This window comes from Streptomyces telluris (genome assembly GCF_024519335.1).
Taxonomy (GTDB): domain Bacteria; phylum Actinomycetota; class Actinomycetes; order Streptomycetales; family Streptomycetaceae; genus Streptomyces; species Streptomyces telluris.
Window position 1 is genome coordinate 193,452 of record NZ_JANIID010000002.1, and the last position, 18,276, is coordinate 211,727.

The 18,276-nt window shown below is 72.7% G+C and carries 14 protein-coding genes; 4 read left to right on the forward strand and 10 right to left on the reverse strand.

All coding sequences use genetic code 11. From position 1 onward, the window contains the following. The first annotated feature begins 241 nt into the window (after positions 1-241). Complete coding sequence (locus tag NQU55_RS02925) at positions 242-1,474, forward strand: PucR family transcriptional regulator (protein ID WP_256789574.1); 1,233 nt, start codon at positions 242-244, stop codon at positions 1,472-1,474. 25 nt (positions 1,475-1,499) lie between these two features. On the opposite strand, the gene NQU55_RS02930 is transcribed toward NQU55_RS02925, so the two are convergent. The 3 genes from NQU55_RS02930 to NQU55_RS02940 form a co-directional block, all read right to left on the reverse strand. Beyond that, the gene (locus tag NQU55_RS02930; protein ID WP_168093829.1) at positions 1,500-1,703 is read right to left on the reverse strand and encodes a ferredoxin; all 204 of its coding nucleotides are present in this window, start codon (positions 1,701-1,703) and stop codon (positions 1,500-1,502) included. Positions 1,704-1,725: 22 nt separating this feature from the next. Then, positions 1,726-2,940, reverse strand: coding sequence for a cytochrome P450 (locus NQU55_RS02935; RefSeq protein ID WP_168093830.1), 1,215 nt, complete (start codon positions 2,938-2,940; stop codon positions 1,726-1,728). Positions 2,941-3,151: 211 nt separating this feature from the next. Next, positions 3,152-4,027, reverse strand: a complete 876-nt coding sequence (locus NQU55_RS02940; protein ID WP_206329531.1) for an NAD(P)-dependent oxidoreductase — start codon at positions 4,025-4,027, stop codon at positions 3,152-3,154. Positions 4,028-4,121: 94 nt separating this feature from the next. Here NQU55_RS02940 and NQU55_RS02945 point away from each other — a divergent pair, with 94 nt between their 5' ends. Further along, entirely contained in the window at positions 4,122-4,742 is a 621-nt protein-coding gene (locus NQU55_RS02945) for a TetR/AcrR family transcriptional regulator (protein ID WP_256789576.1), read from the forward strand. Positions 4,743-4,893: 151 nt separating this feature from the next. Here NQU55_RS02945 and NQU55_RS02950 read toward each other — a convergent pair whose 3' ends face one another. The 7 genes from NQU55_RS02950 to NQU55_RS02980 form a co-directional block, all read right to left on the reverse strand. Then, positions 4,894-5,790, reverse strand: coding sequence for a GntR family transcriptional regulator (locus NQU55_RS02950; RefSeq protein ID WP_168093832.1), 897 nt, complete (start codon positions 5,788-5,790; stop codon positions 4,894-4,896). Between the two features lie 188 nt (positions 5,791-5,978). After that, positions 5,979-7,583 (reverse strand): phosphoglycerate dehydrogenase, encoded by a 1,605-nt coding sequence (gene serA / locus NQU55_RS02955; protein WP_168093833.1) that lies wholly within the window; start codon positions 7,581-7,583, stop codon positions 5,979-5,981. Between the two features lie 240 nt (positions 7,584-7,823). Next, positions 7,824-8,825, reverse strand: a complete 1,002-nt coding sequence (gene ilvC / locus NQU55_RS02960; protein WP_168093834.1) for a ketol-acid reductoisomerase — start codon at positions 8,823-8,825, stop codon at positions 7,824-7,826. 158 nt (positions 8,826-8,983) lie between these two features. Beyond that, positions 8,984-9,508: an acetolactate synthase small subunit gene (gene ilvN, locus NQU55_RS02965; protein ID WP_058046407.1), complete on the reverse strand. Its 525-nt coding sequence runs from the start codon at positions 9,506-9,508 to the stop codon at positions 8,984-8,986. A gap of 66 nt (positions 9,509-9,574) precedes the next feature. Continuing rightward, a complete protein-coding gene (locus NQU55_RS02970; RefSeq protein ID WP_168093835.1) occupies positions 9,575-11,476 on the reverse strand; it encodes an acetolactate synthase large subunit in 1,902 nt (633 codons plus the stop codon). A gap of 252 nt (positions 11,477-11,728) precedes the next feature. Then, a complete protein-coding gene (locus tag NQU55_RS02975) occupies positions 11,729-14,659 on the reverse strand; it encodes a putative bifunctional diguanylate cyclase/phosphodiesterase (RefSeq protein ID WP_256789579.1) in 2,931 nt (976 codons plus the stop codon). 280 nt (positions 14,660-14,939) lie between these two features. After that, a complete protein-coding gene (locus NQU55_RS02980; RefSeq protein WP_168096319.1) occupies positions 14,940-15,902 on the reverse strand; it encodes a 2-hydroxyacid dehydrogenase in 963 nt (320 codons plus the stop codon). Positions 15,903-15,975: 73 nt separating this feature from the next. Between NQU55_RS02980 and NQU55_RS02985 the strand changes: the two genes are divergently transcribed. Together NQU55_RS02985 and NQU55_RS02990 are read left to right on the forward strand one after the other, a co-directional pair. Beyond that, a complete protein-coding gene (locus tag NQU55_RS02985) occupies positions 15,976-16,968 on the forward strand; it encodes an aldo/keto reductase (protein ID WP_168096320.1) in 993 nt (330 codons plus the stop codon). 82 nt (positions 16,969-17,050) lie between these two features. Further along, on the forward strand, positions 17,051-18,220 hold the full coding sequence (locus tag NQU55_RS02990) for a PQQ-dependent sugar dehydrogenase (protein WP_256789588.1): 1,170 nt from the start codon (positions 17,051-17,053) through the stop codon (positions 18,218-18,220). Positions 18,221-18,276: the final 56 nt, after the last annotated feature.

An 18,276-nucleotide genomic window follows, 5' to 3' on the forward strand; every position in this document is an offset into this window, starting at 1 on the left:
TGACGGCCGCCCCCACCTGGGGGGACGGCATAAGGAACTCATCGTGAAAACTAGAGATCACCCCGATCCTGGACCATCGACAGCTGTCACGCATCCGTGGCCCGGATCTCAGACAGATGTATGACAATGGTGACCTGTACATAGAACCTTGGGTTGATTCCGGGGCGAAAGGACCCGCCGGCGGCGGGTCCTTTCGCCCCGGACAGCCCGCACGAATCGGGGGAAGGAGCGTGGCGGGGCCATGCGCGGCGACTACCAGCACCTCGTCGACGAGATATCGGCGGCGCTCGGCGCCCCCGCGACGCTCGAGGACCGCGACTTCGTACTGATCGCGTTCGGTGCCCACGGCGGCGAGGACGACCTCGACGTGATGATGGACCCGGTGCGGACCCGATCGATCCTGCAGCGGCGGTCCACCGCGGCCGTCCGGGCGTGGTTCGAGGCGTTCGGCATCGCGCGGGCCCAGGCGCCGCTGCGCATCCCGCCGGACCCGGCGGCGGGGGTCTTCAAGGGCCGCATCTGCCTGCCGGTGCGCCACCGCGGCGTGGTGCACGGCTACGTGTGGCTGCTGGACGACGAGCACCTGGCCGGCCTGGACCTGAGCGTCCCGCACGCCGATCCGCGGCTCGCGCAGGCCATGGAGACGGCCGCCAGGATCGGCGAACTGCTGGCCGCCGAGGCGCGGGCGGGCGCGGAGCTGGGCGAGCTGCTGCGCGAGGTGCTCGCGGGGCGGCCCGCGGGGCGCGACGCGGCGGCCGCGGCGCTGCGGGAGGCGATGGGCCAGGCGGCCGACGGGCCGCTCGGGCTGGTCGCGGTGGCGCCCTGGGCGCTGGGCGAGGGCGAGCACGGCGAGGGCGAGACGTCCGCGCCCGACGGGGTGGGGTCGGCGCTGGCGGGCCAGTCGGGGGTGGCCGCCCTGTGCACCGTGCCGGATCCCCTGCCCGACGGATCGGCGGCGCTGGCCGCCCTGGTGCGGCTGCGCACCACGACCACGATCGCCCCGGCCCGCACGGCCGCCGAGCGGCTGCTGCGCTCCCCGCGCGCGGGGGCGGGCCCCGCGCGGCGCGGCACGGCCGGGCTCGGCGCCCCGCGCCGCGGCCTCGCGGAGCTGCCGGAGGCCTGGCGCGAGGCGCTGGCGGCGGCCCGGGCAGCCGCCGCGGAGCCGCGCCTGGGGCCGGTGGCGGAGTGGGGGGACATCGGCCCGTACCGCGTGCTGGCCGCCCTGCCGGCCGGGGCCGCCGAGGACACCTCGGTCCGCCCCCTGCTGGCCCCCGCCCACGCCGAACTGGCCCGCACCGCCGAGGTGTTCCTCGACTGCGCGGGCCAGGCGGGCCGCACGGCCGCGGCCCTGGGCATCCACCGCCAGACGCTCTACTACCGCCTGGCGCGCGTGGAGCAGCTCACCGGCCTGGACCTGGACGAGGGCGAGGGGCGGCTGCTGCTCCACATGGCCCTGAAGGCCTCCCGCCTGTAGCCGCCCCTGGCAGGCCCCGGGCCCGCTAGCCCTCCTCCACGGTGACGGCCTGGACGGGACAGGCGCGCGCCGCCTCCTTGACGAGCGGGTTCCCCCCGCCGTCCTCAAGGCCCGGGCGGACGAGGCCGAAGCCGTCCTCGTCCTGGTCGAAGACGCCCGGGGCGGTCAGCACGCACTGGCCCGCGCCGATGCAGACGTCGGAGTCGATGGAGACGCGAAGAGCACTCATGGCGGATTCCGTTTCGACGGGCTCACCAGGCGACCGGGAGAGCGAAGAGTCCTTGCAGGGTGTCGCCGGGCTTGACGGACACCTCGCCGGGAGCAACGGCGAGGCGCAGGCCCGGGATGCGGGTGAAGAGCGCGGACAGGGCGATCTCCATCTCGGCGCGGGCCAGGTTCTGCCCCAGGCACTGGTGGACGCCGTAGCCGAACGCGACGTGGTGACGGGCGGAGCGGCGGACGTCCAGGGCGTCGGGGTCGGCGTAGGCGGCGGCGTCGCGGTTGACGACGGACGTGCCGATCATGATGCCGTCGCCGGTGCGCACGGTGCGCCCGCCGATCTCGATGTCCTCCGTGGCGACCCGTATCAAGCCGTCGGCGATGGAGAGGAAGCGCAGCAGCTCCTCCACGGCGGCGGGCATGATGCCGGGGTCGGCGCGCAGGGCGGCGAGCTCGTCAGGGTGTTCGAGAAGGGTGTACACGCCGAGCGCGATCATGTTGGAGGTGGTCTCGTGGCCGGCGACGAGCAACAGCAGCGCCATCATGACCAGTTCGTCGCGGTCGACCTGACCGTCGGCGAGCCGGTCGGCGATGAGCTCGTCGAGCAGGCCGTCGCCGGGCTCGGCCTCCTTGCGGTCCACGAGCCGGTGGAGGTAGTCGCGCAGGTCGTCACGGGCGGCGGTGGCCTCCGCGGCGGTCGGCGCCGCCAGCATCCGCCGGGAGCACGCCTCGAAGTAGTCGTGGTCGTCGTAGGGGACGCCGAGCAGGGTGCAGATCACCATGGACGGCACGGGCAGGGCGTACGCGGAGACGAGTTCCGCGCTGTCGCCCTTGGCGAGCATGGCGTCGATGAGGCCGTCGACGATGCTGCGGATGCGGGGCCGCATGGCGGCGGCCCGCTTGAGACTGAAGCGGGGGATCAGCATGCGGCGCTGCCGGGCGTGTTCGGGGTCGTCCACGCCGAGGAGCGGGATCACCACGGCCGCCTGGTTCTCGGCGCGCGGGGCGAGCACGGGAAAGGCCGGATTCTGACGGTTGGACGAGACGCGGGGGTCCGTGAGCAGGGCACGGGCCTCGGTGTGGCCCGTCACCAGCCACACCGGGCGCCCGTCGTACAGGGTGACGCGCGTCAGCGGCCCGCGGGCGGCCAGGTCCTGGTGCCCCGCGGGCGGCTGATAGGGGCAGGTGCGGTCGCTGGGGAAGGAGGGAGCCGATGAGGTGGTGGGCTGGATCCCGGTGTCGGTCATGTGCTTCCTTCCAGGCGTTCGGACTGTTGTCCTCTACATCCGGTTCATCCAGTCCAAGCCTCTTTCGAGGTTCGGGCTACGAGCAATCCGGCCATATCGCGCACAACGCCCGACAGGTCCCGCATTCGGCCTGTGACCACACCTTTGCCGCCTTAGGCCCGTTCGGCGCGCTCCCGTTCGGCCCAGCCCGCCCGGCTCCCCCCAAAGGCGCTCAGCCCGCCTTGAAGACCTCCAGCAGACGGGTGAAGCTGTCATCCCCGTGGCCGCGCTCCACGCCGCGCCGGAAGACCTCCCGGACTGCGGCCGGCAGGGCGGCGTCGACCCCCGAGCCCTCGGCGGTGTGGACGACATGGTCGACGCTCGCCACCCCCATGGAGAGCTTGTCGACGTCGCCGTCGTGCCGCCCGGCGTCGATGCGCGGGGCGTAGAACGCGAGGAAGCCCGGGATCGAGGCCATCGTGGACTGCGCGTACGGCAGGAACTCCTGCGCGGTGATGCCGTTCGCGGCGGTGATCGCGGTGGCGTGCAGGTAGCTGAGCATCGCGGTCCAGAACATGTCCATCTGGATCTGGTAGAACAGCGCGGCCCGGCCGGGGTCGGTGCCGCGGTAGTCGACCCCTGTGAGCACCTTCAGGGCGACCTCGTGCGCCTCGAAGACCTCCTTGGGGCCGCTGTAGAAGGTGGACGACTCCGGCTTGCCGATGCCGGAGGGCGGCACCTGCACCCCGCCCGTGAGGTGCTCGGCCCCGTGGCCGGCGGCCCACGCGGCGGCCTCGCGGGCCCGCTCGGGGGTGTCCGAGCTGAGGTTGACCAGGACGCGGCCGGCCAGGGAGCCCGCGGCGGGCTCCAGGAGCGCGTACATCGCGTCGTAGTCGGTCAGGCTGAGCACCACGAGTTCGTTCGCGGCCAGCGCCTCCTCGACGCCGGCCGCGCGGCGCGCGCCCCGTGCGGCCAGGGCGTCGGCCTTGGCGGCGGTGCGGTTCCAGACCGTCACCTCGTAGCCGGCGTCCAGGTACGCCCCCGTCATCGCCTGCCCCATGGGGCCGAGGCCGATGACGGTCACTGCTCGCTTGTCCGCGGAAATCATGAATCCACACCCCTCTAGAACGAATGCTCTATCTAGTGACGGCATCAACGTAGCACGCCTCTAGAGCGAACGCTCTACCTATATTCTCGGGAGGGTGAAGACGACCCCGGAGCAGGACCACGACGCACCCGCCACGGGACCCGGCGCCGGCCTCGGCACGCGCGAGCGGATCGTCCGGGCGGCGTCCCGGCTGATGCAGCGCCAGGGCTACGAGGGCACCGGCATCAAACAGATCTCCCGGGAGGCGAACGCCACGCTCGGGTCGGTCTACCACTTCTTCCCCGGCGGCAAGCAGGAGCTCGCCACCGAGGCGATACGGCACGGCGACCGGGAGTTCGCCGGCATGCTGCGCACGGCGCTGGAGAGCCGGCCGGACCCGGCCGAGGCGGTGGCCGCCACCGCCTCGCTCCTCGCCGCGGACCTGCGCGCCTCCGACTGGCTGGACGGCTGCCCCGTCACCGCCACGTCCCTGGGGGCCGCCGCGAACGCCCCCGGCATCCGGTCGGCGGCCGCCGAGGCGTTCGAGCGCTGGCGGGGCCTGGTGCACGACAGGCTCCTCGCCACCGGCTTCGCCGCGCAGGACGCCCACGAGCTCGCGCACACGGTGATCAACACGCTGGAGGGCGCCGAGCTGACGGCCCAGATCGCCCGCAGCGAGGAGCCCTTGCTGATCGCGGGGCGCCACCTGGCGCGCCTGATCGACTCCTACCGCTGAGCCCGGCGCGGGGCGGGCCCGGCGGCGCCCGTCGGAACGGCCGTCCTGCTGCTGTCCGCCGCGATCACCGTGGCCGCACTGCGCGGGGCACGGGGCGCCTGACCGGGGCCGCATGGGGCGGCGTCCGGTCGGGGCTCCCCGCAGCACGCTCCTACGAACAGCCGCGCCGCTGCTCGACGTACACGCCCAGCCCGTCCAGCAGCCGGGCCAGGCCGAACTCGAACATCGCGTCCAGATCGGCGTCGGTGCCGCCCCGCGCCCGCCGGGCGGCGGCCCCGTCCTCCAGGTTCACGGCCACGCCGCGCACGTACCCGGCGACCGTGGCCCCGATGCGGACCACCGCACCCGCCTCCAGGCCCGGCCCGGGCCCCGGCGCCGGGGCCATCGCCCGCTCCATGAGGCCGGTGGCGCACGCGGGGAGCTGCGGCCGCGGGACGGACACCATGGCCCTGGCCAGCCACGGGTGGCGGCGGTAGACGGCCCACTGGTACCGGGCGGCCGCGTACAGACGGCCGCGCCAGTCGCCGGGTGCGCCTCCGGGCGGGCCGCACTCGCCGAAGGCGGCGTCCGCCATCCGGGTGACGAGGTCGTCCTTGCCCGGCACGTGCCGGTACAACGCCATGGTGGGGACGCCGAGTTCGGCGGCGAGGGCGCGCATGGACAGGGCCGCGGCGCCGTGGGCGTCGGCCAGCGCGATCGCCGACCGCACGATGCGCTCGGGGGTGAGCTTCCTCAGCGCGCCCGCCGCGCGGGGCGGCCGGCCGTTGCGCTCCGCGCGGGGCCCCTCCCCCGGCCCGGCCACGCCGCACGGGGCGGCCACGACGGTGCCGACCCCGGGCACCGCCCGCACCACGCCCTCCTCGCGCAGCACCGACAGAACCTTGGCGGCGGTCGCCGTCGCGACGCCCCACTCCTGGGCGATGCGCCGCACGGAGGGGACCTTCTCCCCCGGGCCGATCTCCCCGGAGGCGATGCGGGCGAGGAGTTCGGCGGCGATGCGGCGGTACGGGGCGGATGCCGGCGCCGCGGGCTGTTCCAGTACACCCATGACGGGAAGGCTAGGAGAGCCGCGGGGTGCCGCGGAAGGCGCGTCGCGCCGGTGACGGGCGCGGAGCGGCCGCGGGCCGGACTCCCCTGCCCCCTACGGACGGCGGGCCCGGCCGCCCCGAGGGGCTGCCGGGCCTGCCGAAGGCACTTCCGTACCTCAGTCCGTCAATCCATCAGGCCGTCAGGCCATCAGTCCGTCAGATTCACCGCACGGGCCGACGCCGCGCCGATCTCCTCGGCGATCTCCGACAGCACCGCCGGCGGGACCGACTCGTCGACCGTGAGGGCCACGAGCGCCTCGCCGCCCTCCGTGGCGCGGGAGACCTGCATGCCGGCGATGTTGATGCCGGCCTCGCCGAGGATGCGGCCCAGGGTGCCGACGACGCCGGGACGGTCGGCGTAGCGGAAGAAGGCCATGTGGTCGGCGAGGGCGAGGTCCACGTCGTGCTCGCCCACGGCGACGATCTTCTGCTGGTTCTTCGGGCCGGCGAGGGTGCCGGAGATGGAGACCTCGTCGCCCCCGGAGAGCGTGCCGCGCACAGTGACCACGTTGCGGTGCTCGGCCGACTCGGAGCTGGTGGTCAGGCGCACCTCGACGCCGCGCTCCTGCGCGAACAGCGGGGCGTTGACGTAGGAGACCGTCTCGTCGACGACGTCCTCGAAGACGCCCTTGAGGGCGGACAGCTCCAGGACCTTGACGTCGTACTGGGTGAGCTCGCCGTAGACCTCGACGTCGAGCCGGACGGCGACCTCGCCGGCCAGGGCCGTGAAGATCCGGCCGAGCTTCTCGGCCAGCGGCAGGGCGGGCTTGACGTCCTCGGCGATGACGCCGCCCTGGACGTTGACCGCGTCCGGCACCAGCTCTCCGGCGAGGGCGAGCCGCACCGACCGGGCGACGGCGATGCCGGCCTTCTCCTGGGCCTCGCCGGTGGAGGCGCCGAGGTGCGGGGTGGCCACCACGTTGTCGAACTCGAAGAGGGGGGAGTCGGTGCACGGCTCCGAGGCGTAGACGTCGAGGCCCGCGCCCGCGACGCGGCCCTCCTTGAGCGCCGCGGCGAGCGCCGTCTCGTCCACGATGCCGCCGCGCGCGGCGTTGACGATCCGGACGCTGGGCTTGACCTTGCGCAGGGCCTCGTCGCCGATGAGCCCGAGCGTCTCCGGCGTCTTGGGCAGGTGCACGGTGATGAAGTCCGCGACTTCGAGGAGCTCGTCGAGCGTCAGCAGCTTGACGCCCATCTGGGCGGCGCGGGCGGGCTGCACGTACGGGTCGTAGGCGACGACCTTCATCCCGAAGGCGGACATCCGCTGGGCGACGAGGACGCCGATCCGGCCGAGGCCGACGACGCCGAGGGTCTTCTCGGACAGCTCGACGCCGGTGTACTTGGAGCGCTTCCACTCGCCGTTCTTCAGCGCCGAGTTGGCCTGGGGGATGTTGCGGGCGGTGGCGATGAGCAGGCCGCAGGCGAGCTCGGCGGCAGTGACGATGTTGGAGGTCGGGGCGTTCACGACCATCACGCCGGCCTTGGTGGCGGCGGAGACGTCGACGTTGTCCAGGCCGACGCCGGCGCGGGCGACGACCCGCAGCTTCTTCGCGGCGGCGATGGCCTCCGCGTCGATCTTCGTGGCGCTGCGCACGAGCACGGCGTCGACGTCGGCGACGGCGGGCAGCAGCTCCGCGCGGTCGGCGCCGTTGCAGTGCCGGATCTCGAAGTCGGGGCCGAGCGCGTCGACGGTGGCCGGGGAGAGCTCCTCGGCGATCAGCACGACGGGTTTGCGGGGCGAAACAGTGCTCACGGAGTCCTCAGTCCTCACTGGTCCATGGCGGACGGCCGTCCCGACGGCCGCAGGCGGTGAAGGGGGCAGGCAGCCGCGTGGAAGACGCACGACGCTGTGAGCCTGGTACGCGCTTGTTGGTGTGCAGTGTATCGGCGGTTGCCGCGCCCTCGCGCGAGCTTCGCCCACGGGCGCCGGGCGGGCCGGTTTTCCCGGCCCGCCCGGCGCCCGGCGGCGCGGAGTGCGCCTACTCCCTGTCGTCTACTCCTTGTCGTCCACCCAGCTCATCAGCTTGCGCAGCTTCTTGCCGGTGGTCTCCAGCAGGTGGTCCTCGTCGGCCTTCTTGTACTCGTTGTACTTGGGCAGGCCGGCCTGGTACTCCTTCATCCAGTTGTTGGCGAAGGTGCCGTCCTGGATCTCGCCGAGGACCTTCTTCATCTCGGCCTTGGTGCCCTCGTTGACGATGCGCGGGCCGGTGACGTAGTCGCCCCACTCGGCGGTCTCGGAGACGGACCAGCGCATCTTCTCCAGGCCGCCCTCGTACATGAGGTCCACGATCAGCTTGAGCTCGTGGAGGCACTCGAAGTAGGCGATCTCCGGCTGGTAGCCGGCCTCGACCAGGGTCTCGAAGCCCGCCTTGACGAGCGCCGACGCGCCGCCGCAGAGGACCGCCTGCTCGCCGAAGAGGTCGGTCTCGGTCTCCTCGGTGAAGGTGGTCTTGATGACGCCGGCGCGGGTGCCGCCGATGGCCTTGGCGTAGGAGAGCGCCAGCGCGAAGGCGTTGCCGGAGGCGTCCTGCTCGACGGCCGCGATGCACGGCACGCCGCGGCCCTCCTCGTACTGGCGGCGGACCAGGTGGCCCGGGCCCTTGGGGGCGACCATGCAGACGTCGACGCCGGCCGGGGGCTTGATGAAGCCGAAGCGGATGTTGAAGCCGTGGCCGAAGAAGAGCGCGTCGCCGTCCTTGAGGTGCTCCTTGACGGACTCCTCGTAGACCTTGGCCTGGATCGGGTCCGGAACGAGGATCATGATGACGTCGGCCTCGGCCGCGGCCTCGGCCGGGGTGACGACGCGCAGGCCCTGCTCCTCGGCCTTCTGCTTGGACTTGGAGCCCTCGTGCAGGCCCACGCGGACGTCGACGCCCGAGTCGCGCAGGGACAGCGCGTGGGCGTGGCCCTGGCTGCCGTAGCCGAGGACCGCGACCTTGCGGCCCTGGATGATGGACAGGTCGGCGTCGTTGTCGTAGAAGAGCTCGGCAGCCACGTTGGGGATTCTCCTTGTTTCCGGTTTTCCGGTTGTGCGTCCCACCGTATGACGGGCGGGCGGACGGAAGATTTCGGGTCTCGGTATGCGGATCCGCGCGGGGATCCGGGGGTGCGGGGGCGGGGGTGCCCGGCCCCGCAGGGGGTGCGGGGCCGGGCTCAGGCCGAGCGGTCGAGCGCGCGCAGGCTGCGGTCCGTGATGGACCGGGCGCCGCGCCCTATGGCGATCGTCCCGGACTGCACCAGCTCCTTGATGCCGAAGGGCTCCAGCATCTTGAGCATGGCGCCGAGCTTGTCGCTGCCGCCGGTCGCCTCGATGGTGACGGCCTCCGGGGAGACGTCGACGGTCTTGGCGCGGAAGAGCTGGACGATCTCGACGATCTGGGAGCGGGTCTCGTTGTCGGCGCGGACCTTCACCAGGACGAGTTCGCGGTGGATGGCCGCGCTGTCCTCCAGCTCGACGATCTTCAGCACGTTGACGAGCTTGTTGAGCTGCTTGGTCACCTGCTCCAGCGGCAGCGACTCGACGTTGACGACGATCGTGATGCGGGAGATGTCCGGGTGTTCGGTGACCCCGACGGCGAGGGAGTCGATGTTGAAGCCGCGCCGGGCGAACAGGGCGGCGATCCGGGTCAGGATGCCGGGGGTGTTCTCCACCAGGACGGAGAGCGTGTGCTTGGTCATCAGGTTCTCTTCCTCGTCAGGCCTCTGTCGCCTCTGTCATCTCTGTCATCTGTCGTCGGCGGTCCGTCAGTCGTCCTCGGTGTCGCCGAAGTCCGGGCGGACTCCGCGCGCGGCGAGGATCTCGTCGTTGGAGGTGCCCGCGGCGACCATCGGCCAGACCATGGCGTCCTGGTGGACGATGAAGTCGATCACGACGGGCCGGTCGTTGATGGAGTTGGCCTTCTCGATGACGGCGTCGAGCTGGTCCGGGCGCTCGCAGCGGATGCCGACGCAGCCCATGGCCTCGGCGAGCTTGACGAAGTCCGGGACGCGGGTGCCGGCGCAGGGCTCGGTGCCGGCGCCCGTGGCGGAGCCGCCGTTGGAGACGGCCGGGCCCGCGTGGAGCACCGTGTTGGAGTAGCGCTGGTTGTAGAACAGGGTCTGCCACTGGCGGACCATGCCGAGGGCGCCGTTGTTGATGATGGCGACCTTGACCGGGATGTCGTTGAGCGCGCAGGTGACCAGTTCCTGATTGGTCATCTGGAAGCAGCCGTCGCCGTCGATGGCCCACACCGTGCGGTCGGGCATGCCGGCCTTGGCGCCCATCGCGGCGGGGACGGAGTAGCCCATCGTCCCGGCGCCGCCGGAGTTGAGCCAGGTGGCGGGCTGCTCGTAGTCGATGAAGTGGGCGGCCCACATCTGGTGCTGGCCGACGCCCGCGGCGTAGATGGTGTCCTTCGGCGCGAGCTGCCCGATGCGCTGGATGACCTGCTGCGGGGAGAGGCTGCCGTCGTCGGGCTGGTCGTAGCCGAGGGGGTAGGTGTCGCGCCAGCGGTTGAGGTCCTGCCACCAGGCCGCGTAGCCGGTGCCGGCGGCCTCGCCCGTGCGGCCCTCGGCGTGCTCGGCCTGGATGGCGACGATCAGGTCGGCGATGACCTCGCGGGCGTCACCGACGATCGGCACGTCGGCGGCGCGGTTCTTGCCGATCTCCGCGGGGTCGATGTCGGCGTGGACGATCTTGGCGTACGGGGCGAAGGAGTCCAGCTTGCCCGTGACGCGGTCGTCGAAGCGGGCGCCGAGGGCGATGATCAGGTCGGACTTCTGCAGGGCGGTGACGGCGGCGACCGAGCCGTGCATGCCGGGCATGCCCAGGTGCTGGGGGTGGCTGTCGGGGAAGGCGCCGAGCGCCATCAGGGTGGTGGTGACGGGGGCGCCGGTCAGCTCGGCGAGCACCTTCAGCTCGGCGGTCGCGCGGGCCTTGAGGACGCCGCCGCCGACGTAGAGCACGGGGCGGGCGGCCTGGCTGATCAGCTTGGCGGCCTCGCGGATCTGCTTGCTGTGCGGCTTGGTGACCGGGCGGTAGCCGGGCAGGTCGGTGTGCGGGGGCCAGCTGAAGGTGGTCCGCGCCTGCAGGGCGTCCTTGGCGATGTCGACGAGCACGGGGCCGGGGCGGCCGGTGGAGGCGACGTGGAAGGCCTCGGCGATGGTGCGGGGGATCTCGGCGGGGTCGGTCACCAGCCAGTTGTGCTTGGTGATCGGCATGGTGATGCCGCAGATGTCCGCCTCCTGGAAGGCGTCCGTGCCGATCGCCTTGGAGGCGACCTGGCCGGTGATGGCGACCAGCGGGACGGAGTCCATGTGGGCGTCGGCGATCGGCGTGACGAGGTTGGTGGCACCGGGTCCGGAGGTGGCCATGCAGACGCCGACCTTGCCCGTGGCCTGGGCGTATCCGGTCGCGGCGTGGCCGGCGCCCTGCTCGTGGCGGACCAGGACGTGGCGGACCTTCGAGGAGTCCATCATCGGGTCGTACGCGGGGAGGATCGCCCCGCCCGGGATCCCGAACACGATCTCGGCACCGACCTCCTCCAGCGAGCGGATGAGGGACTGCGCGCCCGTGACGTGCTCGACGGTGGCGGGCTGGTGCGCCGCGCCGTTACGGGCCCGCGGCTGCGGATGGTGGGCCCCGGTGGCCTGCTCGGTCATCGACATTCTCTTCTCGAAGGATTCGACGGGTTCGATCTAGGGGTTCGATCGGGTTCGACTGGTTGAGCGGAGGTCGGTTTGGGTGGGTCTGTCACGTTCTAGTGCAACAAAAAACCCCTCGTGCCGTGAGGCAAGCGAGGGGAGCGCGCCGGTGTGGTCAGCAGGGCGTGTGAAGGGCCTGCTTCAGCCGACGCGCTTTCCAAGTACGAGAATTCGGGTGCGCATGGAACCGACCCTCCACCCGCCACCTGGGAAGTGTCAAGTGGGTGGGACGGGCGTCTCATTATTTGAGCGCAATGGAGCATGGGCGAGTGATCCGGCGCCCCCCGCGGACCCGGATCGCGTAGCGGACGGTACTGCTCCTGCGGGCAGGACGCCGCCTCCGACCCACGCTTTTGCGCCATCCACCGGCGGGCCGGGGACGGGGTAGGCCCCGAGGTTCAGCGCGTGGCGCAGGCGGTGCTCGTCGAGCGGCCCGGCGAAGGCGGCGCCCAGGGCGTGGGTGCAGCCCATCGCGCGCAGGGCGAGCGCCTGCTCGGGCACGTCGACGCCGTCGGCGACGGACTGCATGCCCAGGTCGGTGGCGATCCGCAGCAGCCCGGCGGTGATCTTGTGCAGCCGGGCGGACTCCACCACGCCGTCGACGAGCCCCCGGTCGAGCTTGAGGGTGTCGATGGGCAGCCGGCGCAGGGCGCTGATGGCGGCGTAGCCGCTGCCGAAGCCGTCGAGGGCGATCCGCACCCCCATCCGGCGCAGGGCGGCCAGGCGCCGCTCCAGCTCGTCCAGCGGCACCCGGGGGTCGCTTCCGGACAGCTCCAGGACGAGCGCCCCGGAGGGCAGCCCGTGGCGGATCAGCAGCCCCTCCAGGTTCTTGGCGGGCAGCGACTTGTCCATCAGCCGGGCCGCGGACAGCCGGACGTACACGGGCACGGGGTGGCCCGCGCGGCAGCGCTGGGCGGCCTGCTCGACGGCCTTCTCCACCGTCCAGCGGCCCAGCTCGGCGATGCGGGCGCCCTCGTCGCCCCGGTCGTTCTCGGCCACGCGGAGATACTCCGCAGGAGTGAACAGTATTCCCTGGGCGGAGCGCCAGCGGGGCTGGGCGGCGACCGCGGTGACCGCGCCCGTGCCCAGGTCGACGACGGGCTGGTGCAGCAGGGCGAACTCGCCCTCGTGCAGGGCGGTGCGCAGCCGCGTGGCGAGCTCGGCGCGGCGGACCACGTCGGCCTGCATCTGCGGGGCGTAGAGCTCGACGCGGCCCTTGCCGGCCTGCTTGGCGCGGTACATCGCGAGGTCGGCGTTGCGCATCAGCTCGCCCGGGGTGATGCCGGGCTCGGCGAAGGCCACGCCGATGCTGGCGGCGACGCGGACCTCGGTGCCTCCTTCCACGCGGTAGGGCTGGGAGAGGGTGATCCGCAGCCGGTCGGCGATCTCGTGGATGCGGTACTCGCGGGCGGCGGGGTCACGGGTGCCGTCGCCGATGATCAGCGCCGCGAACTCGTCGCCTCCGAAGCGGGCCGTGGAGTCGCCCGCGCGGACGGAGTCCTGGAGGCGACGGGCCGCCTGGACGAGCAGCTCGTCGCCGGCTTGGTGGCCGACGCTGTCGTTCACCGCCTTGAAGCCGTCGAGGTCGATGAAGAGCACGGCGGTGCCCGCGTCGGTCGCTCTGCGGCCGGTGAGGGCCTGCTGGACGCGCTTGGTGAACAGGGCGCGGTTGGGCAGGTCGGTGAGCGGGTCGTGCTCGGCGGTGTGCTGGAGCTGGGCCTGGAGGCGGACGCGCTCGGTGACGTCGCGGCTGTTGAAGATCAGGCCGCCGTGGTGGCGGTTGACGGTGGACTCGACGTTGAGCCACTCGCCGCCGCCGGAGCGGAAGCGGCACTCGATGCGGGTCGTGGGCTCCTCGGCGGGCGGCGCCGCCAGGAAGCGGCGCACCTCGTGGACGACTCTGCCCAGGTCCTCCGGGTGGATCAGCGAGGCCAGCTCGGAGCCGACGAGGTCTTCGGCCTCGCGCCCGTAGACCCCGGCGGCGGCCGGGCTGACGTAGCGCAGTATGCCCGTGGGCGCGGCGATCATGATCACGTCGCTGGAGCCCTGGACGAGGGAGCGGAAGTGGTTCTCCTTCTGGGCCAGTTCCTGGGTGAGGGAGATGTTGTCCAGCAGCATGATGCCCTGGCGGATCACCAGGGCCAGGACGACCGTGCAGCCGGTGAACAGGACGACTTTGTCGACCTGGTGGCCGTCCAGGACGTTGTAGAGGATGCCCAGGGTGCACACGGCGGCGGCCAGGTACGGCGTGAGGGCCGCGAGGGAGCCGGCGATGGGGCGGCTGGGGTGGTGCGGGTGCTGGGCCGAGCGGGCGGGGGCGGCGTCGTCGCCGTCCTCGCGCGCGACCCAGGGGGCGTACGCCATGAGCATGTAGCCCGCGAACCAGCCGGCGTCGAGGATCTGGCCCGAGCGGTAGTGCGAGCGCAGCAGCGGCGAGGTGAACAGGGCGTCGCACAGGACCGTCAGGGCGAGGGCCGCGATGGCGGTGTTGATGGCGGAGCGGTTGGCGGTCGAGCGCCGGAAGTGCAGGGCCAGCACCATGGACACCAGGGCGATGTCCAGCAGCGGATAGGCCAGGGAGAGCGCGGCGTGGGCGACGCTCTCGCCCTCGAAGTGGGCGGTGTGCGCGAGCGCGAGGCTCCAGGAGAGCGTGAGGAGCGAGCCGCCGGTGAGCCAGGCGTCGAGGGCCAGGCACACCCAGCCGGCCCGGGTGACGGGGCGGCGGGCGAGGACCAGCAGGCCGATGATGGCCGGCGGCGCGAAGAGCAGGAAGCAGAAGTCGGCCACGGAGGGCGTCGGGACGCGGGCGTCCAGGACGACCTCGTACCAGCCCCAGACAACGTTGCCGAGACCGGCCATGGCCGAGGACGCGGCGAAGAGGAACCAGGCGAGCCGGAACCGCGTGCGGTGCGTGCGCCCGTACCAGAAGCAGGAGACGGCGGCGAGGACGGCCGCGCCGCCGAGGCCGAAGTCGCCCATGGCGGAGGCGAGCTCGCTCGATCCCCAGCCGAAGGCCGCGCCCGTGGCATAGCCGCCGCAGACGAGGGCCAGCAGCAGCTGGGAGACCGGGCCCGAGCCGCAGGACGGGCGGGACAGGGCCGCCCCGGGGGCGCTCACCGCGCCGCCGTCCGCAGCAGCGGGAGCCATGGGAGCCACAGGAGCAGCGTCGCCACGCAGTGCGGTCGCGGTGTGCGGTGCGGTCGTGGTCGGTGCGTGAGCCGCGTCGGGTTGATCGTCCATTGGCCGTGCATCGCCCGTCGCCCCCCTCGAGTTCCGGTCCTCGCTGCGGCCGTTCTCGTGCACGCCGCAGCCCCCGTCCGGACGATACACCAGACTCGTCACTCAGGGACATAGCTCATATACATAGCGTAATCAGCCACGGGGTTATGGACACTGAGTGCAGTCGAACGGTACCTCTACGTGGTAACTAGCGGGCGATGACTACGACATTTTGCAGTGGCGCGTCCAGGGCGAATCTGGCCAGCTGATCACGCAGCAGCCGCTCGGCGCGCGGCAGGAAGGCCGAAGAGGGGCCACCCACATGGGGGGTGATCAGCACCCCCGGGGCACTCCACAGCGGGTGCCCGGGCGGCAGCGGCTCGGGGTCCGTGACGTCCAGTGCGGCACGCAGCCGACCTGCGTCCAGTTCGGCCAGGAGGGCCTTGGTGTCGACGACGGCACCGCGCGCCACGTTCACCAGCAGCGCCCCGTCCTTCATCCGCGCCAGGAAACCGGCGTTGACGAGCCCCCGGGTCTCCTCGGTGAGCGGCGTCGCGAGAATCACGACGTCGGCCTCGGGCAGCAAGCCGGGCAGGGCGGCGATCGGATGCACGGGACCGCGCGCGCTGTCCCGCGCGGAGCGTGCGACGCGTGTGACCCGCGCGCACTCGAAGGGCACGAGCCGGTCCTCAATGGCGCTGCCGATCGAACCGTAACCCACAATGAGCACCGACTTGTCGGCCAGCGCCGGCCGGAAGCCCTGCCGCCACTCCCCCGCGTCCTGCGCGCGCACGAAGCCGGGGATGTCGCGCAGCGAGGCGAGGGTCAGGGCCAGGGCGAGTTCGGCGGTGCTCGCGTCGTGCAGCCCGCGGGCGTTGCACAGCACGGCGCCCTTCGGCAGCCCCTCCACGGCGGGCAGCAGGTGCTCCACGCCCGCGGTGAGCGCCTGCACGACCCGGACGCGCGTCATGCCCGGCAGCGGGCGCAGGCACGGCTCGGGGTCGGTGACGTAGGGGACCGCGTAGAAGTCGCAGCGGGCGGGGTCGGTCGGGTACTCCGGTCCGCCGTCCCAGAAGACGTAGTCGAGGCTCTCCGGGAGCCCTTCGATCCGCTCGGGCGGGAAGGGCAGCCAGACCAGGGGGCGGCCGGAACCGCTGTCATCTGCACTCATGCCTGGAGGCTATGCGATCGGGCCGGTGCGGCAGAGGTTAGTTTGGGGGCGAGGAACGGGAGGGGTACGGCCGGTGGAGCGCAGGAATATCGGTGCGACGGCGCTCGAAGCGGGCGCGATCGGCCTGGGGTGCATGCCCATGCACTGGGGATACACCGCCTCCCAGCGGAGCGGGGAGGGCGCGCTGCGCACGGTGCACGCGGCGCTCGACGCGGGCACGACCCTGCTGGACACCGCGGACATGTACGGGCCGTTCACCAACGAGCGGCTGGTGGGGCGGGCGCTGCGGGAGCGGCGCTCCGAGGCGTTCGTTTCGACCAAGTGCGGGCTGATGGTGGGCGACAGCCACATCGTCGCCAACGGCCGCCCGGGCTATGTGAAGCGGGCCTGCGACGCCTCGCTGCGCCGGCTGCAGACCGACGTGATCGACGTCTACCAGCTGCACCGCCCCGACCCCGAGGTGCCGGTCGAGGAGACCTGGGGGGCGATGGCGGAGCTGGTCTCCGCGGGCAAGGTGCGCGCGCTGGGCTGGTGTGCGATCGGCGCGCGCACGCGCCGCCGGTCCCGCGCCGGGCTGTACGACGCGACGATCCGGCAGCTGGAGCGGGTGCAGCAGGTGTTCCCGGTGAGTTGCGTGCAGGTGGAGTTGTCGGTGTGGTCCCGGGAGGCGCTCGATGCGCTGGTGCCCTGGTGCGCCTCCCGGGGCGTCGGCATGCTGGCCGCCATGCCCCTGGGGAATGGTTTCCTCAGCGGCACGCTCACGCCGGGGCAGGGCTTCGAGCCGGAGGACCTCCGGGCGCGCCACCCGCGCTTCACCGCCGAGATGATGGCCGCCAACCAGCCGATCGTGGCGGGGCTGCGCCGGGTCGCGCTGCGTCACGACGCGACGGCCGCGCAGGTCGCCCTGGCCTGGGTGCTGGCCCAGGGCCGGCACGTGATACCCGTACCGGGCACGAAGAAGCCGGTGTGGGCGGTGCAGAACGCCGCGGCGGCGCGACTGCGGCTCACCGCCGAGGACTTGGCGGAGATAGCGGCGCTGCCGCGGGCGATGGGCTCCTGGGACTAGCGTCGCGCCCGTACGGGGACACGCGCGCGTCCTGTGGGACAGTGCCGGTGACGAAGACCGCCCCGGCGAGAGGAACCGCACCGTGCGACGACGTCGTGCCCGTACCGCCGCCGCCCTGGCCGCCGCCGCGCTGTTCGCCGTCGCGGGCTGTTCGAGCGAGGACGGCTTCCCGGGCGAGGGACCACGGCAGGGCTCCTCGGCCAAGTCGCCCGGTGCGGAGGCCTCTTCGGGTGCTCCCTCGGCTCCGCCGGCGCCCGCCGAGGGCTCGGTCAAGGTCGTCCGGACGCTCACCGCGAAGCTCGGCTCGCCGTGGGGCGTCGCGGTGCTCCCCGGCGGCGACCTCCTGGTGGCCTCCCGCGACACGGGAAAGATCGCCCGGGTGGCGGTCAAGGACGGCGCGCAGAGCGAGGTGGGCGAGGTGCCCGGCGTCGTCAAGGGCGGCGAGGGCGGCCTGCTGGGCCTGGCGGTCTCGCCCGACTTCGCCACCGACCGCCTGGTGTACGCGTACTTCACCACCGATTCGGACAACCGCATCGCCCGCCTGCGCTACGACGAGCGCAAGCCCGCGGGGCAGCGGCTGGGGGCGCCCGACACGGTGCTGCGGGGCATCCCCAAGGGCACAGTCCACAACGGCGGCCGCATCGCCTTCGGCCCCGACCGGATGCTCTACGCCGGGACGGGCGACGGCGGGCAGCGCGACCTCGCCCAGGACAAGGCGTCCCTCGGCGGGAAGATCCTCCGCATGACCCCGGACGGCCGCCCCGCGTACGGCAACCCCGGGGAGAACTCGGTGGTCTACTCCTACGGCCACCGCAACGTGCAGGGCCTGGCCTGGGACGCGGGCAAGCGCCTGTGGGCGTCGGAGTTCGGCCAGAACACGTGGGACGAGCTCAACCTGATCCGGCCGGGCGGCAACTACGGCTGGCCCGTCGTCGAGGGCAGGGCGGGCCGGTCCGGCTACACCGACCCCGTCGAGCAGTGGACGACCTCCGAGGCCTCCCCCAGCGGGCTCGCCTTCGCCAAGGGCTCCCTGTGGATGGCGGCCCTGCGCGGCGAGCGCCTGTGGCGGATCCCGCTGGACGGCACGAAGCCGGTGGCCGGCCCCCGGGCGTTCCTGCAGGGCGAGTACGGGCGGCTGCGCACGGTCGTGGCCACGGACGACGGCGGGCTGTGGCTGACGACGAGCAACACCGACGGGCGCGGGAAGCCGGGCGGCGAGGACGACCGGATCCTGCGGCTCGAAGTGCGCTGATGACCGCGGCGCACACCTTTGCCGGGACCGTACACGCATCCGCCTAGACTGGACGG